Source organism: Microvirga sp. HBU67558 (assembly GCF_018069605.1).
Lineage (GTDB): Bacteria > Pseudomonadota > Alphaproteobacteria > Rhizobiales > Beijerinckiaceae > Microvirga > Microvirga terrae.
Genome location: NZ_JAGPUP010000527.1, coordinates 1 through 21,889, shown reverse-complemented (window position 1 = coordinate 21,889; position 21,889 = coordinate 1). Strand labels below are relative to the sequence as shown.

22 protein-coding genes are annotated in these 21,889 nt (G+C 63.4%); 19 read left to right on the top strand and 3 right to left on the bottom strand.

Annotated elements, in window-relative coordinates:
• The first annotated feature begins 35 nt into the window (after positions 1-35).
• The 15 genes from KBI52_RS17045 to KBI52_RS16975 all read left to right on the top strand — a co-directional run bounded on the left by KBI52_RS17045 (position 36) and on the right by KBI52_RS16975 (position 12,247).
• A complete protein-coding gene (locus KBI52_RS17045) occupies positions 36-452 on the top strand; it encodes a helix-turn-helix domain-containing protein (RefSeq protein WP_210808893.1) in 417 nt (138 codons plus the stop codon).
• A 77-nt stretch (positions 453-529) separates the two neighbouring features.
• Complete coding sequence (locus KBI52_RS17040) at positions 530-1,036, top strand: hypothetical protein (RefSeq protein ID WP_210808891.1); 507 nt, start codon at positions 530-532, stop codon at positions 1,034-1,036.
• Between the two features lie 138 nt (positions 1,037-1,174).
• Entirely contained in the window at positions 1,175-1,396 is a 222-nt protein-coding gene (locus tag KBI52_RS17035; RefSeq protein ID WP_210808889.1) for a heavy-metal-associated domain-containing protein, read from the top strand.
• Between the two features lie 78 nt (positions 1,397-1,474).
• Positions 1,475-1,885, top strand: a complete 411-nt coding sequence (locus KBI52_RS17030) for a hypothetical protein (RefSeq protein ID WP_210808887.1) — start codon at positions 1,475-1,477, stop codon at positions 1,883-1,885.
• 199 nt (positions 1,886-2,084) lie between these two features.
• Positions 2,085-2,342, top strand: coding sequence for a hypothetical protein (locus KBI52_RS17025; protein WP_210808885.1), 258 nt, complete (start codon positions 2,085-2,087; stop codon positions 2,340-2,342).
• 24 nt (positions 2,343-2,366) lie between these two features.
• Entirely contained in the window at positions 2,367-3,851 is a 1,485-nt protein-coding gene (locus KBI52_RS17020; protein WP_210808883.1) for a TolC family protein, read from the top strand.
• Between the two features lie 14 nt (positions 3,852-3,865).
• Positions 3,866-5,278 (top strand): multicopper oxidase family protein, encoded by a 1,413-nt coding sequence (locus KBI52_RS17015; RefSeq protein ID WP_210808881.1) that lies wholly within the window; start codon positions 3,866-3,868, stop codon positions 5,276-5,278.
• Positions 5,279-5,310: 32 nt separating this feature from the next.
• On the top strand, positions 5,311-5,802 hold the full coding sequence (locus KBI52_RS17010; protein ID WP_210808879.1) for a plastocyanin/azurin family copper-binding protein: 492 nt from the start codon (positions 5,311-5,313) through the stop codon (positions 5,800-5,802).
• A 44-nt stretch (positions 5,803-5,846) separates the two neighbouring features.
• The gene (locus KBI52_RS17005; RefSeq protein WP_210808877.1) at positions 5,847-6,137 is read left to right on the top strand and encodes a copper-binding protein; all 291 of its coding nucleotides are present in this window, start codon (positions 5,847-5,849) and stop codon (positions 6,135-6,137) included.
• 79 nt (positions 6,138-6,216) lie between these two features.
• Positions 6,217-7,194: a copper-binding protein gene (locus tag KBI52_RS17000; RefSeq protein WP_247654458.1), complete on the top strand. Its 978-nt coding sequence runs from the start codon at positions 6,217-6,219 to the stop codon at positions 7,192-7,194.
• Positions 7,195-7,331: 137 nt separating this feature from the next.
• Complete coding sequence (locus KBI52_RS16995; RefSeq protein WP_210808875.1) at positions 7,332-9,737, top strand: heavy metal translocating P-type ATPase; 2,406 nt, start codon at positions 7,332-7,334, stop codon at positions 9,735-9,737.
• Positions 9,738-9,820: 83 nt separating this feature from the next.
• The gene (locus KBI52_RS16990; protein ID WP_210808873.1) at positions 9,821-10,237 is read left to right on the top strand and encodes a cupin domain-containing protein; all 417 of its coding nucleotides are present in this window, start codon (positions 9,821-9,823) and stop codon (positions 10,235-10,237) included.
• 124 nt (positions 10,238-10,361) lie between these two features.
• The gene (locus KBI52_RS16985; protein ID WP_210808871.1) at positions 10,362-10,598 is read left to right on the top strand and encodes a DUF2933 domain-containing protein; all 237 of its coding nucleotides are present in this window, start codon (positions 10,362-10,364) and stop codon (positions 10,596-10,598) included.
• A complete protein-coding gene (locus KBI52_RS16980) occupies positions 10,595-10,891 on the top strand; it encodes a hypothetical protein (protein ID WP_210808869.1) in 297 nt (98 codons plus the stop codon). The genes KBI52_RS16985 and KBI52_RS16980 overlap by 4 nt, the downstream gene beginning before the upstream one ends.
• A 123-nt stretch (positions 10,892-11,014) precedes the next feature.
• Entirely contained in the window at positions 11,015-12,247 is a 1,233-nt protein-coding gene (locus KBI52_RS16975; RefSeq protein WP_247654457.1) for a hypothetical protein, read from the top strand.
• Between the two features lie 96 nt (positions 12,248-12,343).
• Here the strand turns inward: KBI52_RS16975 and KBI52_RS16970 are convergent, their stop codons facing one another.
• Together KBI52_RS16970 and KBI52_RS16965 are read right to left on the bottom strand one after the other, a co-directional pair.
• Entirely contained in the window at positions 12,344-12,871 is a 528-nt protein-coding gene (locus tag KBI52_RS16970) for a DUF305 domain-containing protein (RefSeq protein WP_210808867.1), read from the bottom strand.
• A gap of 2,088 nt (positions 12,872-14,959) precedes the next feature.
• Positions 14,960-15,175 carry a hypothetical protein gene (locus KBI52_RS16965; protein ID WP_210808865.1) on the bottom strand — a complete coding sequence of 72 codons (216 nt, stop codon included), beginning with the start codon at positions 15,173-15,175 and terminating at the stop codon, positions 14,960-14,962.
• A gap of 204 nt (positions 15,176-15,379) precedes the next feature.
• Here KBI52_RS16965 and KBI52_RS16960 point away from each other — a divergent pair, with 204 nt between their 5' ends.
• Positions 15,380-15,652: a hypothetical protein gene (locus KBI52_RS16960; RefSeq protein ID WP_247654456.1), complete on the top strand. Its 273-nt coding sequence runs from the start codon at positions 15,380-15,382 to the stop codon at positions 15,650-15,652.
• Between the two features lie 14 nt (positions 15,653-15,666).
• Here KBI52_RS16960 and KBI52_RS16955 read toward each other — a convergent pair whose 3' ends face one another.
• Complete coding sequence (locus tag KBI52_RS16955; protein ID WP_247654455.1) at positions 15,667-16,077, bottom strand: response regulator; 411 nt, start codon at positions 16,075-16,077, stop codon at positions 15,667-15,669.
• A gap of 456 nt (positions 16,078-16,533) precedes the next feature.
• Between KBI52_RS16955 and KBI52_RS16950 the strand changes: the two genes are divergently transcribed.
• From KBI52_RS16950 to KBI52_RS16940, 3 genes are all read left to right on the top strand, one after another.
• Positions 16,534-16,683 carry a hypothetical protein gene (locus tag KBI52_RS16950; protein WP_210808863.1) on the top strand — a complete coding sequence of 50 codons (150 nt, stop codon included), beginning with the start codon at positions 16,534-16,536 and terminating at the stop codon, positions 16,681-16,683.
• Between the two features lie 206 nt (positions 16,684-16,889).
• Positions 16,890-17,615, top strand: coding sequence for a LuxR C-terminal-related transcriptional regulator (locus KBI52_RS34195; RefSeq protein ID WP_371823182.1), 726 nt, complete (start codon positions 16,890-16,892; stop codon positions 17,613-17,615).
• A 904-nt stretch (positions 17,616-18,519) separates the two neighbouring features.
• A complete protein-coding gene (locus KBI52_RS16940; RefSeq protein ID WP_262265637.1) occupies positions 18,520-20,598 on the top strand; it encodes a transglycosylase domain-containing protein in 2,079 nt (692 codons plus the stop codon).
• Positions 20,599-21,889 lie beyond the last annotated feature (1,291 nt).

Sequence of the window (21,889 nt, the reverse complement as noted above, 5' to 3'; positions counted from 1 at the left end):
CTCTAGCGGCTAGAGCTTCAAGAGGCTTTTTTTCGATGTCTCTGACGATTGGCGAACTGTCGCGGCAGGCTCAGGTGAAGATCCCGACCATCCGCTACTACGAGCAGATCGGCCTCTTGGCCGAGCCCGTCCGGACGGAAGGCCAGCAGCGACGGTACCGTGTCGAGGATGTCCGCCTGCTCAACTTCATCCGCCACGCCCGCGAGCTTGGTTTCGAGGTCGAGGCCATCCGGCAACTCTTGGGTCTGGCCAGCCATCCTGACCGTTCCTGCGGCGAGGCGCATGAGATCACCAAGGCCCATCTCGCCGAGGTCAAGGACAAGATCGCCCGTCTCACCGCCCTGCGTGACGAGCTCGAGGCCATGGTCGCCTGCGACCACCGAAAAGTCTCCGAGTGCCGGATCATCGAGGTGTTGGCCGATCATGGCCAATGCCAGCACGACCAGCATTAGGAGCATGCTCCAGCCATAGTAAGGGGCCACAGTCTCCCGATGGAGGGTGCCGCTGCGTGTGGAACCGGACAAGGACAGTGGCTACGGCTCTCGGCATGGCAGCGGGCCTAAGCGGGCCGGCCTCGGCCGACCCTTTTGACCGGCCTCCTGCCGGATATGGCACATCAATCAATCGCCACCTCGCTCAAGCCGGGCTCGCCCTTCGGCTGAAGCCTGAGGGCTGCCAGGGCAAAGGAACAGCGGAATGCCGATTCTCCTCGCCCACGGTCAGTGCCACTGTCGAGGGGCACGCAACGCCACCCCGCACCACGCTGATCGCGATCTCTGCCGACCTTCTCAGGGATGAGGCCCATATCAGTCCGCAGGATCTCGTGGGCGATGCCCTCGCCGTGCTGAGTGCGACAATGGCAGGTTATGACCCCGACCTGCAGCCCCCACGGCGCGACGAGCTTCTCGCAGATTGGGCCAAAACGGTCCTGACCACGGGACATAGTGCGGGTGCCGGGCTCCTTGCCGACTATTCACTGTCCTTCGACCAGGGCGCTGACGGGTTTCTCGTCATCACGATTGTTCCAAAACATTAGACCTGTGAGAGCAAACTCCTGGCTTACCGCGAGGCCTTGGATGAGGCGGTTCCGGAGCCCTAGCGCCGCCCCGCTTGACCTTGCCATGATGGCAAGGTTCAAACAGGCAGGGATCCACGCGAATCCGGCGACCCGACCATGCACCTCCTTCACGTCTTTCACGTCCCCGCCCTGAATTGTGGCGGCTGCCTGGGCTTTGTTGTCCGGGCGCTGCAGGACATCGATCAGCAGGTCCGCGTCGAGGCCAACCTGCTGGACCGCACCGTGAGGATCATTTCCAGCCGCTTCGAATCCGCTCTCCTGCGTGCTCTCCGTCAGGCCGGCTTTCCCGCCGAACCAGTCCTCCTGCCCTGGGGGTGACCAGTCATGCGTCCTCCCTTGTTCATGCCATTGTTTCGTGAGAGACAGCCGATTCTGACGAACAGGAGCGATTCTCCGTTGCGGCTGCTGGGTACCCTCATCGTGGCTCTGCTTGCGTTCACCATGGCGATCTTCCCGATCTCCGTGGCGCCGGTGGCTGCCTCGGGTGGACATCAGCACGCGCTGTCAGCCGATGCCGAGCGCGGGCACGCCCATGAGCATGCTGACAATGGGGATCACGAGCACGGGGATGTGCTGACATCCCCCGGCAATACCGTGACAGCTGACGTCAGCGACCATGACGGCAGCTCCCGGGACTGCACCGGCCCGGCCTGCTGCAGCATGGGCACATGCCACGCCTTCCAGGACACTGATCTTCCCGTTCTCTACTCTCCAGGGGCATCCCGGCTTCCCATTGCCATGCCCGGCGACGAGCAGGTCGGCGGGATCACAGCAGGCGGCCTCGACAGGCCGCCACGAACCGTCTGAGTCAGGCGCGGGCGGCTCGACGCCCGCACGAACCGGCGTGTCCGCTCGCCTGAGCGGTTCCGCCCGACGACGCTCAACCGGCTGCCGCTTTTCCGCATTCAAAGCCCGAAACAGATCTGAACGCCCGGACTCCGAGTCTGTCTGATGTTCCGCTGGTTCTTTTGCTTGCTGCGACGGTGGTCGACCCGAGACCGACACCATGCTGAAACCTATATGCCTCGCCGTCCTGACCCTGAGTCTTGGCGCTTGCGTCGCCACCACCCCTCCAGCCTATCTGGCGGCTCCCGCTGACCCGTCCGTGGGCGTTCGAAACCCCGGCTACGCCTCCGTGACCGCGGGTGTCCGCGCCTATGACGTCGTCGAACCCCTCGACTGGCGCGAGCTCAACCGACGCGTCACGCCGGGCGCCGCCCCCGAACGGGACGACAGCAACGACGCCGCCCGACGGGGACGATGATCCATGCCCAAGGACAACACGATCATGACTGAACATAATCATGCGGGACCAACCCGCCGGCTGGGGCTGCTCGGGGGCATCGCCCTGACCCTGTTCCTTGGGGGCTGCGTCTCGTTCTCCGCTGATGGTGGCCTGTCGACGGCGCAGACGGTCGCCTACAGCGAATTGGGTAAGGACGTCGTCAAGATCACCAGCGAGGCTGAGGCCATCGGCATCCAGCAGCGGGTCGAGGACCTGCTGCGGCGTCCGTTGACCCCGGACAGTGCGGTCCAGATCGCCCTGCTGAAGAACAGGGGCCTCCAGGTCGCGTTCAACGAGCTCGGCGTCTCCGAGGCCGAGTACATCCAGACGAGCCTGCCGCCGAGCCCGACGGCTTCCCTGTCGCGGCTGGGCGGCAGCTTGGAACTGGAGATCGAACGCCAGATCGTCGTCGGCCTGTTTGAACTGGCCACCCTTCCCGCCCGGACCGCGGTTGCCGAGCAGCGCTTCCGTGCCGCCCAGTTCCGCACCGCCGAGGCCGTGCTCCGGCTCGCGGCCGAGACCCGCCGGGAATACTACCGGGCGATCGCGGCCAACCAGCAGATCGCCTTTATGCAGCAGGCGCTCGGCACCGCCGAGACCGCCTCGGAGCTTGCCAAGCAACTCGGCGAAAGCGGTTCGCTGAACAAGCTGGAGCAGGCCCGCGAGCATGCCTTCTATCAGGAACTCGGCGCCCAGCTTGCCCGCGCCCGCATCGAGCAGAAGGTTGCCCGTGAGCGCCTGATCCGGCAGCTCGGTCTCTGGGGCCGGGACATCGACTTCCGCCTGCCCAACTCGCTCCCGCCCCTGCCGGCCCGCATTGCTTCGGCCCAGGACATCGAGCGCCGGGCGCTCGAACGCCGTGTCGACCTCCAGGCGTTGCGGCACGATTTGGATGCGACCGCCCGCCAGTTCGGCCTGACGAATGCCACCCGCTTCGTCTCCGACGTCGAACTCGCCGGCCTCTCCAGCTACGAACGCACGACGTCCGTCTTCACCGAGGACGGCCAGACGGTGGTCGAGAGCGAACGGATCAAGCGCAAGGGCTTGGAGATCGAGTTCACGATCCCGATCTTCGACTTCGGCGCGGTGGGCGTCCGCAATGCCCAGGAAACCTACCTGGCCGCGGCCAACCGCCTGGCGGAGCGGGCCGTCAACGTGCGCTCGGAGGCCCGCGAGGCCTACCTGCGCTACCGCGGCAACTACGATCTCGCCCGTCACTACCAGGGCCGGGTCTTGCCCTTGCAGAAGACAATCCAGGACGAGGCCCTGCTCCAATACAGCGGCATGCTCGTCGACGTGAGCCAGCTCATCATCGACGCCCGCACCCGCATCCTCAGCAACGTCGACGCCATCAACGCCCGCCGCGACTTCTGGATCGCGTCTACCGACCTCAAGGCTGCCCTGATCGGCGGCGGGGCCGGCGGCGGTGAAGGCGGCGGAGAAGCCACCACAGCTGCGGCCGCCAGCGGCGGTGGCGGCGGACACTGACAAGGAGACACGCAATGACCGATCTCTCACGCAGAGGTTTTCTCGGCGCCGGAGGCCTGGCTCTCGCAGGCGCCTCCATGGTCAGCGGACGCACGCAGGCCGCCAGCCTGCCCGAGGCGCCGATCATGACCGAGGCCACGATGCAGCCGCCGCTCTATCCGAAGAGCGGGCCGGACTACCAACCCGTCGTCACCCTCAACGGCTGGACCCTGCCCTGGCGGCAGAACGGCGACTGGAAGGAGTTCCATCTCGTCGCCGAGCCCGTCGTGCGCGAGCTTGCGCCCGGCATGAAGGCGCACCTGTGGGGCTACAACGGCCAGTCGCCGGGACCGACCATCGAGGCGGTGCAGGGCGACAAGGTCCGCATCTTCGTCACCAACAGGCTGCCGGAGAACACGGCGGTGCACTGGCACGGCCAGCTCCTGCCCAACGGCATGGACGGCGTCGGTGGCCTGACCCAGCCGCACATCCCGCCGAGCAAGACCTTCGTGTACGAGTTCATCTGCCAGAAGTCCGGCACCTTCATGTACCACCCGCATTCGGACGAGATGGTCCAGATGGCGATGGGCATGATGGGCTTCTTCGTCGTGCACCCGCGCGATCCGGCCGAGCGCCGCGTCGACCGCGACTTCGTGTTCCTGCTCAACGCTTTCGACATCGAGGCCGGCAGCTACGTGCCGAAGGTCAACACGATGACCGACTTCAATCTGTGGTGCTGGAACTCGCGCGTGTTCCCCGGCATCGACCCGCTCGTGGTGCGCCAGGGCGACAAGGTCCGCGTCCGGTTCGGCAACCTGACCATGACCAACCATCCGATCCACATGCACGGCTACGACTTCAAGGTCACGGGCACCGACGGCGGCTGGGTGCCCGAGACCGCGCAATGGCCCGAGGTTTCCGTCGATGTCGCCGTCGGGCAGATGCGGGCCTTCGAGTTCGTGGCCGATGCGCCGGGCGACTGGGCGATCCATTGCCACAAGTCGCACCACACCATGAATGCCATGGGCCACGACGTGAAGACCTACATCGGCGTGAACATGAAGAAGACCGCAGCCGCCATCAAGAAGGTGGCGCCGGGCTACATGCCGATGGGCGACAGCGGCATGGGCGAGATGGGCTCGATGGAGATGCCGCTTCCCGACAACACGCTGCCGATGATGACGGGCTTCGCCCAGTTCGGGCCCGTCGAGATGGGCGGCATGTTCTCGGTCGTGAAGGTGCGCCCCGGCCTCGCCGCCGACGATTACAAGGATCCGGGCTGGTACAAGCACCCGGAAGGAACGGTCGCCTACGAATGGAAGGGCGAGCAACTCGCCGAACCCGCCCGTGCAACCTCTCCCGACAGCGGTGTGAAGGCGGCTGAGTTCCGCGCCATCGATCCGCGCAAGCGCCCGGTCCGCACCGCCGGCGGCCACGACAATCACTGATCCCGACAAAACCGATGCCAAAGGAGCTATCGATGAAGACCTGCATTTCCACCGTCATGGGCGCCGCTGCGGCGCTAACACTGGCGACCGGGCTGGCCCTTGCCGCTCCCGGCGAGCCCGGCCACACCCACAAGTCCTTCGCGGCCGGCGAGCCGGGTGACCCGAAGAAGTCTGTCGCCCGCACGATCGAGGTCACCATGAAGGAGACCGATGACGCGAAGATGCTGTTCGAGCCCAACAAGGTCGAGATCAAGCGCGGCGAGCAGGTGAAGTTCGTGCTCAAGAACCACGGTCAAGTGGATCACGAGTTCATGCTCGACTCGATCGAGAACAATGCCAAGCACAAGGTCCAGATGCAGAAGAACCCGGACATGGAGCACGACGACCCGAACGGGAAGCGGCTCGCGCCAATGGGTTCCAACGAGATCGTCTGGCGCTTCACGAAGGCCGGCACCTTCGAGTTCGCCTGCTTGATCCCCGGCCACTACGAGTCCGGCATGCACGGCACCGTCGTCGTCAAGTGACGTCTCCCATCCCCTCGTCATCGCAATCCGAAAAGGAGTTTCCCATGAAGCGTATTGCCATCAGCCTGATCGCCGCCCTGAGCCTCTCCGGCACCGCTTTCGCGCAGGGCCTGCCGACGGTCTCGGGCACGGTCGAGAAGGTCGACACCGCCCAGGGCAAGATCACCATCGACCACGGCGCCATCCAGAACCTCGACATGGAGCCGATGACGATGGTGTTCCGCGCCCAGGACCCGAACCTGCTCAAGGGCATCAAGGCCGGCGACAAGGTCCAGTTCACCGCCGACCGCGTGAACGGCCAGATCTCCGTCACCTCGATCAAGAAGGGCTCGTAAGGCCCTCCCCGCCTTGCGGAACGCGTCCGAGACCCGCCGTTCCGCGAGGCGGTCATCCCGCTTCAAGAAAGAGACTGCCATGAAACGCCTGACCGTCACCCTCACCGCCTTTGGGGCCATGCTGGCGAACGTCGCCATCGGCCCTGACCGGACTGCGCAGGCCCAGCCCGCCGCGGGGGCGCCGGCCGCCTACGAGCGCGTCCGCGAGGTCATGGACGACCGCTTCAAGGACATGAAGCTCGTCGGTGACCCGGACAAGGATTTCGCCGCCCTCCTCATCGCCCACCACGAGGACCTGATCTTCCTCGCCCGGACGCAGCTCGAGCACGGTGCAGACGAGCAGCTCCGCCGGGTCGCACAGAAAATTATCGACGAGCAACAGAAGCAGATTTCCGAACTGAAGGAGTGGCAGGTCCGCAACCGCCAGGCGGATTACCGCGCCAAGCTGGACCAGCCGCCGCATGGATCCGGCCCCTTGGATCAGCGGACTGCCACCCCTGCCCCGCAGGTGCAGGCTGCTGTCCCGGCGCAACCCGCCGCACAGGCTTCCGCCAGCCAACTCCCCATGGTGTCCGGTACCATCGAGAAGGTCGATGCCGGCGCAGGCAAGGTCACGATCGATCACGGCCCGATCCCCAACCTCGACATGGACGCCATGACCATGGTGTTCCGGGTTCAAGACCCTGCCCTCCTCCAAGGCGTGAAGGCCGGGGACAAGGTGCAGTTCCAGGCGGACCGCGTGAACGGCAAGATTTCCGTCGTGAGGTTCGGGACCGGCGGAACGCAATCGGCTGCACCCCAGGCTTCGGCCCAGCCAGCCGCAGCGGCGAATCTTCCCATGGTGTCCGGCACCATCGAGAAGGTGGACACCGGCGCCGGGAAGATCACCATCGACCATGGGCCGATCCCGAACCTGAACATGGATGCGATGACGATGGTGTTCCGGGCGCAGGACCCGGCGGTGATCAAGGGCGTGAAGGCCGGCGACCGGGTTCGGTTCCAGGCCGATCGCGTGAACGGCCAGATCAGCGTCGTCAGCATCCGGAAGGGAAAGTGACCGTCATCGGCGGCCGCGCGTTGCCTTGGATCAATGCCTCAAGGCGCAGCCGCCGGTAATCCGGTGCTTGGAGAAGCTTGACCTTCCCACGATGGCAAGGGCGAGCATCCGTCCCAGCGTATCAGGCGAGGTGAGCCATGACCGACAACCGTGCCGTCGACCGCCACTCCCACGATGGGCATCATCATGATCCCCATGCCCATGGCGACCATGCTGGGCACCATCATCACCATGAACCCGCAGCAGACTCTGGGAAGGTGAAGGATCCGGTCTGCGGGATGATGGTGGATCCGCATACGACCACCCATCGGGCCCAATACGAAGGCAAGCCGTATTATTTCTGTTCGTCCGGGTGCCAGTCGAAGTTCATGGCGGAACCGGCCAGATACACAGAGCCCGCAGCCGAGAGGAAGGCGGAAGCCGTTCCGGAGGGCACGATCTACACGTGCCCGATGCACCCCCAGATCCGCCAAGTCGGCCCGGGATCCTGCCCGATCTGTGGCATGGCCTTGGAACCGGTCGTGGCAACGGCCGAGACCGGCCCGAGCCACGAACTCATCGACATGACACGCCGGTTCTGGATCGGCCTTGTGCTGTCTATCCCAGTGGTGGCCTTGGAGATGGGCGGCCACCTGACGGCCCTCAGCCACTACATCAGCCAGCAAACGTCGAACTGGATCCAGATGCTGCTCGCAACCCCGGTCGTGCTCTGGGCGGGCTGGCCCTTCTTCGTGCGAGGCTGGCAGTCGCTCGTCAACCGCAGCCTCAACATGTTCACCCTGATCGCCATGGGCACGGGGGTGGCGTGGGTCTACAGCATGGTCGCGACGCTGGCGCCTGACGTTTTCCCGGCGGCCTTCCGCGGTCATGATGGTGCCGTCGCTGTGTACTTCGAGGCGGCGTCCGTCATCACAGTGTTGGTCCTGCTCGGCCAGGTGCTCGAGCTCAGGGCCCGCGAGACCACGAGCGGGGCCATACGAGCCCTGCTCGACCTCGCGCCTAAGACGGCCCGCAGGATCATGCCTGATGGCACCGAGCAGGAGGTTCAGCTCGACACCGTGCAGGTCGGGGACCGGCTCCGGGTGCGGCCGGGCGAGAAGGTGCCGGTTGACGGCGTGGTCGTTGACGGCCGCAGTGCGGTCGACGAGTCGATGGTCACCGGCGAGTCCATGCCCGTGACCAAGGAGATCGGCGCCAAGGCGATCGGCGGCACCATGAACCAGTCGGGTGGATTGGTGATCGAGGCCCAGAAGGTCGGCCGCGACACGATGCTGTCCCAGATCGTCCAGCTCGTGGCCGAGGCCCAGCGCAGCCGCGCCCCGATCCAGCGCTTGGCCGACCAGGTCTCCGGGTACTTCGTGCCAGCCGTAATCGGGGTAGCGGTGCTCGCCTTTCTCGCCTGGATGATCTGGGGACCCGAGCCGCAGTTCTCCTACGGCCTCGTGGCCGCCGTGGCGGTGCTGATCATCGCCTGCCCGTGTGCGCTGGGGCTCGCCACGCCGATGTCGATCATGGTTGGCGTCGGCCGCGGCGCCCAGGCCGGCGTCTTGATCAAGAACGCCGAGGCCCTGGAGCACATGGAGAAGGTCGACACCTTGGTGGTGGATAAGACGGGCACGCTCACCGAGGGCAAGCCGGCCGTCACGGCCATTGTGCCCGCCCCTGGCTTCACCGAGGCCGAGGTCCTGCGCCTGTCGGCGAGCGTGGAGCGGGCGAGCGAGCATCCACTGGCGGTAGCCATCGTGGCCGCCGCGGAGAAGCAGGGTATCGCCACCGCAGCGGTCACCGAGTTCGACTCGCCGACCGGCAAGGGGGCGTTGGGCACTGTCGACGGCCGCCGCATCGTCCTCGGCAACAAGGCCTTTCTGGCCGAGCACGGTGTCGACGTCGCTCCTTTGGCGGAGCAGGCGGACAGGCTGCGGGAGGATGGCGCCACGGCGATCTTCGCCGGCGTCGACGGCAAGGTGGCCGGGGCCATCGCCATCGCCGACCCGGTGAAGGCGTCGACGCCAGAAGCCCTGACTGGCCTCAAGGCGGAGGGCGTGCGGGTCGTGATGCTGACCGGCGACAACTGGACGACCGCCAAGGCTGTCGCCCGGCGGCTGGGGATCGATGAAGTGGAGGCGGAGGTCCTGCCGGATCAGAAGAGCGCCGTGGTGGACAAGTTCAAGCGGGCGGGCCGGGTCGTCGCCATGGCGGGCGACGGCGTGAACGATGCCCCAGCGCTGGCAGCCGCGGACGTCGGCATCGCGATGGGCACCGGCACGGACGTGGCGATGGAGAGCGCGGGCGTGACCCTACTGAAAGGGGACCTCACCGGGATCGTCCGGGCACGGCGGCTGTCACATGCCACGATGGGCAACATCCGCCAGAACCTGTTCTTCGCCTTCATCTACAACGCGCTCGGCGTGCCGGTCGCGGCGGGCGTGCTCTATCCATTCTTCGGCATCCTGCTGTCGCCCATCATCGCGGCCGCCGCCATGGCGCTGTCGTCAGTCAGCGTGATCGGCAATGCCATCCGGCTGCGGACCGTGCGCCTGTGAATGTGTTTTGACAGCTGGGCTGACCGGGCGTGAACTGACCGCTGCATGTGCATTTGGCACATGGCTCAGGGATGGAGGATGCCATGGAAAGCCTCAATCGCAGGTCGGCTCTTTTCCTCGGTGTTGCCCTCGCTCCGGCCATGGGGCTGTCGCGTCCGGCAGCGGCGGCCTCGATGTATGGTCCGGATGCCGGCAAGGAGATCATGCCAGGCATCCGTCAGGTCGATCTCGGCAAGTGGCCGATCGCCATCGGGGCGTACAAGACGGCGGTGGTCACCGACTATGTCTTCGCGCCGGGCTCCGGATTTCCGGACGAGGCGATGAAGAACGATATGATCTGCCAGATCTTGGAGGGCGAGGTCTGGGTCAAGCAGGGCGACAAGACGTACACGGCCAAGGCTGGCCACGTCTTCGCCTGCGCCAAGGACTCGTTCGAGGAGGACAAGAACCAAAGCAACTCACCCGCGGTCATGCGCGTGATCGACCTGATGCCCGCCTGATCCAGTCGTCCATGGCTCCACCGAGCTGACAAAGAGGCCCTTGGAGCCATGGACTTGCGCGAGATCAAAGCAGGTTCCCGGCAGGCGGCCTAGACTTGGCCCTATCCTGATCGGGAGGCCTACCATGACCACCACACCGAACGTGTCTTCGACGTCGCCCAAAAGCTGGCGGACACTTCTGGTCGGAACACCCTTAGGCTGGGTCGTCACGCTCGGACTGGCCGCCCTTGGGATCTACCTCTTCGCAACCCACACGGACCACATCCTGACGGCCCTGCCGTACCTGCTGCTGCTGGCCTGCCCGCTGATGCACCTGTTCATGCACGGGGGCCATGGCCGCCATCATGGAAAGAGCGAGTGACCGCCACCAGGCCTGACCGCCTGCGGCTGGCCGAGCTCACGTCGGGTGTCGGCGCGGTCGTCCTTGGAGTCGGTCTCGGGGCGCTGGCCGCCAGCCACATCGGTTCCCTCGGCCTTCCGCTCCTGCTCGTCGGTGCGGCGGTCCACGCCTGGGGCATGTACGACAAGCATCGTCTGGAGCAACAAGCTGACGCTCCGCCTGTCTGGTGGGAACCGATGGCCTACTGGACGTGCTGGGGTCTCCTCGCCATCCTCGGGGCCGGCGTCATGGGCCGCCTGACGGGTGCGATCTGACGCGGCCTCCTTGCCGCTGGCCCCATGCTCCGGGACATCCCTTAGGGGCGTGACCTTAGGGACATGATCTGAATTTCCCGCGGTGCCGAACACGCCTACACCCTCGGCTCGAAGACAATAGTCATGAGTAACGAGGACGTTATGCCTGCCGTGACCGCCACGAGCGGCTCCGTGTCGTACGAGCCGAAATCAAGAGTTCCATTTTCCCTCAACAAGGCCGCGTCTGGCCTCGTCGCCCTGGTCGCCGGTGCGGCCTGGACGCTGCCCGCCGAGGCCCACGTGAAGTGGTTCGCACCCTACATCGTGGACGCCTCGCCGCAGCCGATCAGCGCGACGCTGACGAACCAGTGGTTCTGGACGGGCATCGGCCTGGTGCTGGCCTTCTTCCTCGCCACCCTCGCGGTCGAGCGCACGGCTGCCGGCAAGGCGGTCCTGTCTGGCCTCGACCGCATCAGCGCCCCTCTCTGGAGCCGCTCCGACGACTTCATGCGCTCGTCCACCGCGGCGTTCTTCGTCGCGATCTTCGCCGTTGGCGGGATCTATCTCACCCCTGACCTCAAGACGGATTCGGAGCTGATCTCGTGGGCCCAGCTCCTGATCGCCGCCTGCGTGTTCTCGCGGCGGACCATGCCGATCGCGGCCGCCGGCATCATTACCCTCTGGGTGGTGGCGCTGCGCGAGTACGATCTCTTCCATCTGCTCGACTATCTAGCGCTTGGCGTCGGTGTCGCGGCTTATCTGGTTATGGCTTCGTCGAACGACGAGAAATGGCGGGCCCGCCGGTTCCTAGCCCTGCGCTGGGGCATCGCGATCGCCCTCATGTGGTCGTCGCTCGAGAAGTTCGCCTATCCGAACTGGTTCTACCCGCTTGTCGAGGAGAAGCCCTTCCTGACCTTCGGCATGCCGCGTGACGTGTTCATCCCGATGGCTGGCGTTGCGGAATTCACCCTGGGCTTCGGCCTGCTTTGGACCCCGCTGGTGCGCCGTCTCTCGGCGGTGTCGCTGCTGCTGATCTTCTTCACTGCGGTGTACCCGTTCGGCCGCATCGACCTCGTGGGACACGCCCTGATCATGGCAACCCTCTTCCTGGTGGCCGCCGATCCCTGCCGGGAGGCCAAGGCGATCACCGTGAAGGTGCCGAGCTCCCTGCCGCGCTTTGGCAGCCTGGCTTGGGTCCCAGCCGGTCTGGCGGTCGCCTTGGTGGTATTCGTCTCTGGCTACTGGGGCCTGCACGGGGTCTTCTACGGCCCGGACGGAGAAGCCGCTCAGGCGACGGAGCTTTCGACCCACTCCCACAACAAGGAGTATCCGCACGGGCCTCAGGCTGTCCGGACCACCCAAACCAGCCATCATTGACGAAGCCAACACCAAGAGGGGCCGAACGGCCCCTCCTGCACGTTTCCCGGCATGGGAAAGGAGCCACCGCCGATCGGCGGCCAGGGCTCAATTGCCCTATTGGGAGCCCTCCTTCTTTGCGTTCTTGGATAGCCATTCCTTCATCTCGGCGATTTCCTGGCCCTGTTCCTTCTTCGTCTTCTCAGCCATCTTCTTCGCCTCGGCATTGTCGCCCGTCTTGAGGACCACATCGGCCATGTCGATGGCGCCCTGGTGGTGGGCGATCATCCCGCAGATGAAGGCAACGTCGGAGTCCTTGATCATGTGGGCGGCCATCATCGGGCCGTGCATCTTCATCATGGCCTGCATGTAGCCCTTCTGGGCGTCGTTCATGTTGGCCATCATGCCCTGCATGCTCTGCATCATGCCGGACATGTCCATGCCCGGCATGTTCTGCATGTTTTGCATCTGGCCGCTGGCCTGAACCGCAGTCCGACACTCCTCCGGCAGGCTCTCGGCCGACATGGCCATCTGGCCGCCAGAGGGGTGATGCATCTGTTGCTGCGGCTGGGTCTGCTGGGCCAAGGCGCCAGCGGTGCCGGCGGACAGGAAGGCGGCCGCAAGGGCAAGCGTACGAGTGTTCATGGTGATCTCCTGAATTCAAGGCGCGGTGAGTTGTCGGCCCGCAAAGGCACGGCGCCCGACGCGCCGGCAGGCCAGGTCTTATGGCAAACGGAAGCCATCACGGGAGTGTGTCGGCTCCGCCTCTGGTTCAGGCCCGTTTTGGTGGGCGGTCGAGTCCCAACGGAGCAAACGGTGCCACACCCGGGGCACCAGGGATTGGAATGGTGACCCACGGCAAAGGATTAGTCGCCAGATCGGCAAAGCCTGGCACGACGGCCATGACGCAGCCGGGGTGACAGCAGGTCTGCCCCATTGCATGGGGCTGGGCTGGGGCCGCATGGTCATGGTCGGCGGATCCCTGGTCGACCATGACCATATGCCCGTGATGGGGCTGGTCAACCGCAGGCCCATCCGTAGCCTGGGCGACCGCATACAGCGGGGCGCTCGCGAGGCCGAGGGCAACCGTCACGACGAGCAGGCAGCGAAGCATGAGGCGAATGCAGGCCACAGCACCTTCCTTGGGGGCATGGCGGAAACGCCCCCCCCCGCAGGATCGGTTCCCAATGCGAAAGACCCCGCTGTCGATCTGTTGGGCGACTGTCACTTTGCCTTTAACTTTGAGATTCGTCGCGTTGGGTGTCGAAAAGCGACTTTCTTTGCCCTTAAAGGCGAGATGCCGATCAGGTTTGTTCGCTGCTCTTTGATCCCTGCGTGTGAACGCGGTGCTGTATCTGGCGCGCGATACGATCGACGGTGGCGAGCAAACGGGCTTCCTTGTGATAGGTCCGGAGCAAGGCGGCCTTGGCAAACTCTGTCAGGTCCCGTTTCATCTCCATCGCAGCCAGCCGCACGCCCCTGTAAACGCTGTCTCACTTTTAGAGGGAAAAATCTCGATTTTATAGGCAAAATCTCACATTTAGCGGCAAGGATTGCCCTTGATTTTGTTGAGTTCCTTATCTCGCCTTTAGGGGCAAAGCGACAGCCATCATGGCGGGCTGAACAACCGATGGAGAAGTGTACTGCTCTCCGAAGTGTTGCCTGAGAGAGCGTACTGTCCGGACCGGTCCAAGAAGGCGGGTTAATGCAATACTTTCAAACGGGTACCTGGTCGCGTGAGCATCAACTTACTTCGTTTTGAGCGCTCAGCTCGCAAGCCCGATCTGAAGGGTTACCGATCCGTGCTACCTTAGCGTGTCAATGGATACAGATCTTGTTCTGGTCCCTATCTGACGAGAGCATAAGGTTTCGTGGGGCACATCTTAGACAGCCTGCGGGTCGGGAGGCTCGTCCACGGTTACCAAGACCATCCCCTCCGACACTAACCTCTTCTCCCTGTGCAGCTGGATAAGCAGCCTCACGCTTTCTCATGCTCCCCTAATCGTCGAGGAGTCGGTCCCTCCAGGGATCAGGCGAATGGTTGCTTCTGTCCATAGAGACCCCGGCCTGGAGCCGCCAGCCTCAAGTTTCCCCGTTCGGTGGCGGCTTAACCGCCTTAGCGTCTAACCTCCTGCGCAGTTGTGCTTCGCGGGCCTGTGCGAGCCCATCCCAGTGCTCGGCAATCCCAAGAAGCTTCTCGCGCTGGAGGCCTACAGGCAACTGCCGGGCGAGCTTGCGGCATTCCGCGGCGTGTAGCCGGTACTCTGCGACCGATATCATGAGCAATCAGACACCTGGTGAAAGCAGGGCCATATGGAGAGCAAGAGGCGAGTAGCAATAGCTGAGCCCGTTTCGCCTCTATCCGCGTGAGAAAGCGCCCTCACCGAGGGGTCATTGCCGACCTCCGGCTGAGAGCGCCTGAGGCCCTGGCCAAGGGGAGTCGTGAACCCTCAGCCAGGGCGCATGCGGAGGACGAAACAACCCCGCCTCTTTCGGGCTGATACGCAACACGCCCGGCGCAGGTATCCTGAAGCAGCCATGGTAAATTTTTCGTAGCAGCAAGCGCGTTCCAGACTGTTGCGATGCGAAGTTAAGGCTCCTTACGCGGAGGTTTCTTCCGGCTCATGACAAGCGCGAACAGGATGGAAAAGGCCGCAATCACAATGGTTGAGGTCAGAGCTATCTCGTTCCCGGACATCCAGCCTCGAAGAAGGAGCGCGACATGAGCTAGTCCTAAGACTGGCGGATGGAGGACATGCGAGCCTTGCTCGACTCTTCCGCTGTGTCGAGTTCGGAGCGGTTTCGGACCAACCTTTCCCGCTCTGCGGCTAGGGCGTCCCAGGTTCTGGCCATCTCCAGAAGCTGCTTGTTCTGCTCACCATCGGGCATCTGCTTGGCGAGCACCCGACACTCTTCAGCGTGCTTGCTGTATTCTGCTGCGGTTTTCATAGTTTGATCGACGTCTCCAACCTGCTGCGGTCGTCAGCATCCCTGCCATACCGTCCAGTGATCTGACCAGCACAAGTTACGTTAACGGTGGGAGCCCAGCATCTATTCCCGCCATGGAGGTCATCATGGAGTGGTATTGGCAGACCCTTCGCCAGTGTGTAGCTACCAAAGCAATATCTTTGCAGTACCGATACCGTCAAAGTCATGGTTGAGCAGCCTGGGACTGCATGGATCCAGAGGCATCCGATGCATTGCTACTTCCATCTGGTGAACCAGCACGAGATCATCCCGGATGAGGTCGGCGTTGAGGTGTTAGATTTGGAGAGGGCTCAGGAACTGGCCCTCCTAGCCATCCAAGACATCAGGAAGGCTGCGCTCGACCTCGATGCGTCATGGCATCAGGGCTGGCGGCTCGACATTGTAACCCCATCCGGCCAAGTCCTCGCGTCGATCCCTCTGGATCCAGTCGTCCACTGACAGCAGACGGGACGTCAGGCGCTCTGAGCAGACTGCCGCTCCACGACCTGAGGGGTGGCCAATTGCCGGATCACGTTGATGATGGTGTCGGGCAAGTAGGGCTTGGCGAGGAAAGCAACCCTGTCCGACAGGTCGTCGGGGCCGGGGCGCTCTCGACCAGACGTGACGACGATCCCGATCTCCGGCCAACGCTCCTGGATGGCCCGAGCCAAGGTGAGGCCGTTCATGGACCCTGCGGGCATCTCAATGTCGGTGACGACGACCTGAACGTCGGGACGAGCTTTGAGAACGGTCATTGCCTCATCGGCATTGACGGCCTCAAAGACCTTGAACCCGGCCTCGTCCAGGAAGTCGGCCATGAACATGCGTACGAGGGTTTCGTCCTCGACCACGAGGACCACCATTCGAGGCTCGAAAACAGACATGGGGCTGAGATCTGCCAATGGTTGATAGAACCCCCAACAAAGGAGATGGGCTGCCGTTCCTAATCCTCATGATCCGGGGTTAACGTCTTATGTGCCGCCGCACCGTCTTGTGCTGTTCCTCCCAGGCTCTGCCGAGAACCGCGGGGTATCATCCCTCCGGAGAAGCGGGCGCCAGCCGCGGATCTGCCGATCCCCGCAAAAGCGGGGTGGGTCACCGAAGAGTCGCCAATAGCCGATGCCGGCATTCGGATTAGCCGTCCAGTACCCGACAGGCTCCGGGGCCTCCGGCGGGGTCTCTTCGCCGCTCATCCAGAGAATTACGGGTGTGCCATCACGCGGCGCAGCGTTGATCGGAAACCAACCCTCATTCAGGTTCGTTCTCAGCATTGTAAGCTGAACCTTAGGGAGTACCACGGCGTTTGTATGTCAGAGGGGATCCGGACCTGAGGCGGCACAATGAACTTTCTTGACCTGGAACGTCATGCCCAACCCGAAGCGGCTCAGGCTGAGCTTGATCGGTTTGGAAACCAGGCTGTCTCCATCGTGACGCTCGCCCTTGCACTTTCCGGCCTGAGCTGTGTGATCCTGATGTACGTTATGCTCTAAGACGCTGGCCTTAGAGCCTTCCTTAACCCTGGCAAATTGCGGCCTGTGGTGCCAATGAGCCTACGGACGGTGACCCTCTGAGGTTCAGGCTGCCGAAAGAGTTAACCCACCCGTGCCCAGTTGCTGCCCCGTTCGGGACAAACCACTGGGCAAGCTCTTGGTACAGTATTGAGTTACCCGCTAAAGGGGCCAAGGGGCATTGAGTTATGAGACAAGAAGTTGTTGTCAGGATGCAATCGCACTCGATTGCCTATAATGCCGTACCGCGTACCACGACCCTGTTGATCTGCCGCAACACTGTTCTTCGCACTGGTCTCAGGTTGATCCTATCCAACACGCCGTTCGCTCTGACGGATCATGTCGTCGATCTGACGTCGGACATATCAATCTTTGCTGGGAGCGACCGCGTTCTCATCCTGCTGGGAGAGAGCCTCTCGCCCAACGCTTATCTGGAAACCCTTGAGCGGCTGAAGGCTCAGTGTCCCTCAGCCCGGGTGGTTGTTCTGGCCGACCATTTGGAGCCCAACACCGTCCTCCGTCTGTTCCAAGCCGGCCTGAACGGGCTTTGCTCCCCAGCCATGGGTGGGAGCAGCCTGGTCAAGGCTCTGGAGTTGGTTGTCGACGGTGAGACGTTCCTTCCGGCTGAGATAGGCTTGGCTCTGCTCGAACAGCAGCCCCATTGGAGCGGGCTGGACGCTCAGGAAGGTCCTCCGTTCCCGGGTGTCGAGCTTGTAGGGCGGCTGTCGGACAGGGAAGCCCAGATCCTGCGATGCCTCATGCAGGGCGCATCCAACAAAATGATCGCGCGTCAGCTCGGTCTCGCAGAAGCGACCGTGAAGGTCCACATCAAGAGCATTCTGAGAAAGGTCAAGGCGGGCAACCGCACCCAGGCCGCCATGTGGGCGCAGCAGCATCTGCAACTACCTGCCTGAGGCGGCGGATCGCATAGCAAGACTTGCCGGGAGAGCGGAAGCAGCGGATCAAACAGGAAGCTGATGTAAGCGCGCGTTGATCCCTCTCCTCGCTCCTACACTCGGGAAAGCCTTGCTAATGGCGCACTGCGGCAGGAGTGTGGATCTCAGAGGAAGGCAGCCGCTGCTGGTATCCGAATTCGGAACAGGCTAGATCTCAGGAGCGGTGCGATGGACCAAAATCGGATCGGGGCGGCGCCAAGACCTTGAGCGGGCGCGTCAAGGAACTCCTCGGACCTTTGTTCGGCGACCCCAAGCTGCGGACCGAGGGCAGGATAGATCCCCTAGCTGAAGCGCCGAGCCTAATCCATCGGCCAAGGCGATTGAAGCCCTAAGCTAGAGGTCGGGGAAGGCTCCCTCGATTAGGGCATTACCTTGCCCGAGCAACTCCCGATGCGGAGTGCGTAAGCAGGAATAAAGACTCGCCTCTTTTGTCCAGTTGCGGGTCGATCAGGACAACCTAGCTTAGCTGGTGTGGCATAAGCCCCCTAAAGCCACAGACGCCCCGGCTGAAGACCGTCACGCTTTTCACCGGGGCGTTTCCGTGCGCTGGAAGTTCTTTCCCTTCGATTAGGAGTAAGAACATGGCGACACTGGGCGAGGCCTGCAAGGCACCATCAATTTACGCTTACTTACCCTTCCCGGTGCTTCGGTCCGAAGCAGGCCATGATGTTTCAATAGCTTAGACCAGTCGCGGAAGAGCGGAGAACAGCGGAATACCGCCTTTACTCAGTTAAGTTGAACGTGCCCTCACGCGTGGGGTCTCGGGGAGTGACATGCATGTCCCCTCCGGGGCTTGGTTGTGCCAAGCCCCTATGGCAGAAACGCCCGATTGCACCGATGGGATGAATGGGGTTGATCACACGTGGCGAACGGATGTGACCGGCGCGAGCCGGTTGTCGACGCGCCGGCTACGGAAGCGCAGGAGCTGGATTCTTGTCCCACGTCCGAGAATCGGGAGGGCGAGGCCGTAGCGCCCAGGCGGGCCTCTCAAACCGGCGATGACGGGCCTTGTCATCCCAAGAAGGCCCAGCGCACAAGCGGCGGCTCGTTCTTCAGCAAGGTGGTTTATGCCGGGCTCGGGCTCTGCCTGTGCGGCGTCATCGGCTTGGGCGGCATCGTCGCCTACTACGCCTCACATCTGCCGCCGATCGATCAGCTCACCGTGCCGAAACGGCCCCCGAACATCGCCATCCTGGCGAGCGACGGCTCGTTTCTTGCCAACCGCGGCGAAACGGGCGGGCGCGAGGTTTCCCTAGAGGAACTCCCACCCTACTTGCCCAAGGCTTTCGTCGCGATTGAGGATCGGCGCTTCTACGACCATTGGGGCATCGACCCGATGGGCCTCGGCCGCGCCGCCTACCGCAACCTGAGCAACAGCGGCGGCCTGCAGGGCGGCTCGACCCTGACGCAGCAGCTCGCCAAGAACCTCTTCCTGACCCAGGAGCGCACTGCCTCGCGGAAGATCCAGGAGGCGATCCTGGCTCTCTGGCTCGAGCGCAACTACTCGAAGGACCAGATCCTCGAACTCTATCTGAACCGCGTCTATTTCGGCGCCGGCGCCTACGGGGTCGAGGCGGCCGCCCAGCGCTATTATGGCAAGTCGGCCCGCAACGTGTCGCTCTCGGAGGCGGCCGTTCTGGCAGGCCTCGTGCAATCGCCCTCACGCCTGGCCCCCAACCGCAACCCGGAGGCCGCACAAGCCCGCGCCGAACTCGTGCTCGCGGCCATGAACGAGCTCGGCTTCATCACGCCGGACATGACCAAGACAGCGCTCGGCGCACCGACCGAGCCCGTGCGTCCCAAAGGAGCCGGTTCCGCCAATTATGCCGCTGACTACGTGGTGGACGTGCTCGACGACGTCGTCGGCACCATCGACTCCGACATCGTGGTGTCGACCACTCTTGAGCCGTCCCTGCAGGCGGCAGCCGAGCGGGTGCTGGTGGACGAACTCAACGCCAAGGGCCAGAAGTTCAATGTGAGCCAGGGCGCCTTCGTGGCTCTGCGGCCAGACGGGGCTGTAACAGCCCTCGTGGGCGGCCGCGACTACGAGGCGAGCCAGTTCAACCGGGCCACCACCGCCCGCCGCCAGCCGGGCTCGTCCTTCAAGCCCTTCGTGTATCTCACGGCTCTTGAGCGGGGGCTTACTCCCGACACCGTGCGCACGGATTCGCCGGTCAACATCAACGGCTGGAAGCCCGAGAATTATGACCGGGGCTATCGGGGGCCGATCACCTTACGCAATGCTCTCGCGCTCTCGCTCAACACCGTGGCGGTGAAGCTCAACATGGAGGTCGGGCCCGGGGCCGTGGTGCAAACGGCCCAGCGCCTCGGCATCACCTCCCCGCTCCAAACCGACCCCACCATCGCGCTCGGCACCTCGGAAGTCACGCCGTTTGAGCTCGTGGGCGCCTATGCAGCCTTCGCCAATGGGGGCTTCCGGGTTGTGCCTTACGTGATCACTGAAGTGAAGACTACAGACGGCAAGCTCCTCTTCAGCCGCCCGACGTCGGACAGTCCGGGCCGCGTCATCGATCCAAGTGTCGTAGCCATGATGAACAAGATGATGCACAGCGTTTTCGTCATCGGCACGGCCAAGAAGGCGCTGGTGCCCGGATGGCCCATGGCGGGCAAGACCGGCACCACCAACGACTACAAGGATGCCTGGTTCGTGGGCTTCACTGGCAATCTGGTCGCTGGCGTCTGGCTCGGCAACGACGACAGCACGCCCACCAAGGGCGTGTCTGGCGGCAACCTGCCAACCGACGTCTGGCACAACTTCATGAAGATCGCCCTGAAGGATCAGAAGCCGGTGGGCCTGCCGGGTGTGGGTGGCGCTGGACAGGATTCGCGCTACGCCAATGCCGGCGAAAGCGGCAGGAGCCAACCCCAGCGGCGCCCCAGGCGCCAGAAGAACTTCTTTGAGAGGCTGTTCGGGCTCTGAGGTCCTGCCATTCAGGAGCGGCTCGCAGTACCGGTCCCGGCATGACAAGGAACGAACTAACGCAGGGGGCACGAGGCCCAAGAGGAGCAGCGGCCCCAGCCCTGAAATGACGCGCATGCATGAGTACCAGCGTGCGCTCGCCGCTGCCAACTCCTCATGGATTGGTCTCATGAATGCAAGATGAGGACCTGGACCTGGGCACAACGATTGCGCCTTGCCACAAAGGCGAGCTTACCTGTGATTGATCGTGTTACTCGAGACTCATCACGTCATGGACCCGTAGATCGTGGCGTTTGCGAAATATCGTCAATGACCGATAATCCCTACATACGTATCGGACATTGGCCGGACGTAGACCTTCAATATCAAATGAGTACCGCCTGTCGTGAGCAGCTTAAGTAGCGGCATATTCAAAAGGGCAGCGGGCTCAAGTGGCATGGGCCAAAAAGTAGGACCAAGAGCGGCTAGCTCTTGATCCTCAAGGTAGTACATGGGCCTACCCAATGAGCAGGCTGGCGAAAGACTACTGACCCGGATGTCTACCTGTCCAGTGGCTGATAACCGTTTATCGTCGTTGCCCTCATCTTGGTTCGAGTGGCGTATGCAACATTTGGCTGACCTTGCATGGATCTGGGGCACAAGGGCCGAGAACCGCTTTATGGTCTTTCTGCTGCTGTGCGGCCTGATGGCAGGGCTCACTATCGCGGCCACAAGCATCTACGATGCCCGGAAGGCGGATCGGCTGGGATCTAAGACGTAGGCAGCGGGCACGGCGGTAAGAAGCCCCAGCCGAGGACGGTTCAGGACACTCAGCCAGGGCGACTTCCATGCTTGGAGGCAATAGACCGGCCGTCTGATGCGGGGCACGACCGGTCCGCGCATCCTGACCTGGTGGAGTAAATATTTGGCTCAATGGACAGACGGCGTCGAAATATTCTCGCAGGAGGAGACTGGCTTTTCCCAAGAGGAGCCGGCTCCTTGAGCACCCGGCCGCATGAGCGGGCGCTCTTTCTTTGAGGCAACCTCACTGGGAGCATTAACCCGTTCGTGAGCCCCTCGCTGCTCCATTACATCTCACATGAGCCTGCGGCGCCCACACGTTTCGATACCCGCGCCGGCGCTTGGCTGCTGCGATCCTCTCGAGGGCCTGACCGCACCGTTTCCTCTTTCCTCCACCTGAAACGCAAAAGGCCCGGGTGTTTGCCCGGGCCTTGTCTGTCTCTGTAGAAGACAGGTTTTAGTAGGTGCTGAACTTGTAGCTGATGCCAGCACGGACCGTGTGGAATTCAAT

What these genes read in the sequence shown, in the direction of transcription:
- KBI52_RS17045 (WP_210808893.1), top strand. Translation starts at nt 36, where the DNA reads ATGTCTCTGACGATTGGCGAACTGTCGCGGCAGGCTCAGGTGAAGATC.
- KBI52_RS17035 (WP_210808889.1), top strand. Translation starts at nt 1,175, where the DNA reads ATGCACCTCCTTCACGTCTTTCACGTCCCCGCCCTGAATTGTGGCGGC.
- KBI52_RS17025 (WP_210808885.1), top strand. Translation starts at nt 2,085, where the DNA reads ATGCTGAAACCTATATGCCTCGCCGTCCTGACCCTGAGTCTTGGCGCT.
- KBI52_RS17020 (WP_210808883.1), top strand. Translation starts at nt 2,367, where the DNA reads ATGACTGAACATAATCATGCGGGACCAACCCGCCGGCTGGGGCTGCTC.
- KBI52_RS17015 (WP_210808881.1), top strand. Translation starts at nt 3,866, where the DNA reads ATGACCGATCTCTCACGCAGAGGTTTTCTCGGCGCCGGAGGCCTGGCT.
- KBI52_RS17010 (WP_210808879.1), top strand. Translation starts at nt 5,311, where the DNA reads ATGAAGACCTGCATTTCCACCGTCATGGGCGCCGCTGCGGCGCTAACA.
- KBI52_RS17005 (WP_210808877.1), top strand. Translation starts at nt 5,847, where the DNA reads ATGAAGCGTATTGCCATCAGCCTGATCGCCGCCCTGAGCCTCTCCGGC.
- KBI52_RS17000 (WP_247654458.1), top strand. Translation starts at nt 6,217, where the DNA reads ATGAAACGCCTGACCGTCACCCTCACCGCCTTTGGGGCCATGCTGGCG.
- KBI52_RS16995 (WP_210808875.1), top strand. Translation starts at nt 7,332, where the DNA reads ATGACCGACAACCGTGCCGTCGACCGCCACTCCCACGATGGGCATCAT.
- KBI52_RS16990 (WP_210808873.1), top strand. Translation starts at nt 9,821, where the DNA reads ATGGAAAGCCTCAATCGCAGGTCGGCTCTTTTCCTCGGTGTTGCCCTC.
- KBI52_RS16985 (WP_210808871.1), top strand. Translation starts at nt 10,362, where the DNA reads ATGACCACCACACCGAACGTGTCTTCGACGTCGCCCAAAAGCTGGCGG.
- KBI52_RS16975 (WP_247654457.1), top strand. Translation starts at nt 11,015, where the DNA reads ATGAGTAACGAGGACGTTATGCCTGCCGTGACCGCCACGAGCGGCTCC.
- KBI52_RS16970 (WP_210808867.1), bottom strand. Translation starts at nt 12,871, where the DNA reads ATGAACACTCGTACGCTTGCCCTTGCGGCCGCCTTCCTGTCCGCCGGC.
- KBI52_RS16965 (WP_210808865.1), bottom strand. Translation starts at nt 15,175, where the DNA reads ATGAAAACCGCAGCAGAATACAGCAAGCACGCTGAAGAGTGTCGGGTG.
- KBI52_RS16960 (WP_247654456.1), top strand. Translation starts at nt 15,380, where the DNA reads ATGGTTGAGCAGCCTGGGACTGCATGGATCCAGAGGCATCCGATGCAT.
- KBI52_RS16955 (WP_247654455.1), bottom strand. Translation starts at nt 16,077, where the DNA reads ATGTCTGTTTTCGAGCCTCGAATGGTGGTCCTCGTGGTCGAGGACGAA.
- KBI52_RS16950 (WP_210808863.1), top strand. Translation starts at nt 16,534, where the DNA reads ATGAACTTTCTTGACCTGGAACGTCATGCCCAACCCGAAGCGGCTCAG.
- KBI52_RS34195 (WP_371823182.1), top strand. Translation starts at nt 16,890, where the DNA reads ATGAGACAAGAAGTTGTTGTCAGGATGCAATCGCACTCGATTGCCTAT.